Origin of the sequence: Nostoc sp., assembly GCF_036917975.1 — a bacterium.
Classification (GTDB): Bacteria; Cyanobacteriota; Cyanobacteriia; order Cyanobacteriales; family Nostocaceae; genus Nostoc.
Genome location: NZ_JBALEJ010000072.1, coordinates 1 through 434, shown reverse-complemented (window position 1 = coordinate 434; position 434 = coordinate 1). Strand labels below are relative to the sequence as shown.

General features: G+C 38.7%; 1 protein-coding gene. It reads right to left on the bottom strand.

The window, feature by feature from the left end:
• Positions 1-310: right-handed parallel beta-helix repeat-containing protein (locus V7K76_RS25850; protein WP_335030204.1), on the bottom strand; the 310-nt coding region annotated here is incomplete at its 3' end.
• Between the last annotated feature and the right edge of the window lie 124 nt (positions 311-434).

The following is a 434-nucleotide window of genomic DNA, read 5'->3' as shown; positions in this document are numbered from 1 at the left end:
AGGTGTAAATACCGCCACCCTTGCCAGACTCGAATTTACCAGAACTGAGTTCGATTCCGAAAGCTTTATTGTGCTTGATAATGCTGTTGCCTACTATTAAGATGCCATCATTGTAAATGCCACCGCCAAAGTGTGCTTGATTGTTACTGAGGGTGCTGTTGCTTAATATTAAAGCGCCATCATTGTAAATACCACCGCCAGACTGTGCTTTATTGTTACTAATAGTGCTTTTGGCTAATGTTAAGGTGCCATCATTGTAAACGGCAGCACCAATGCCTGCTTGATTGTTACTAAGGGTGCTATCACTCACGACTATATGATCATTAAAACCCAGATCACTATACTAAAAACGGTTAAGAGTAGGACTTTTGTTTAGTGGCAAAAACAAGTAATATAAACAAAGAATCAATCGGGTGCTATTAAAAATTAAAGTT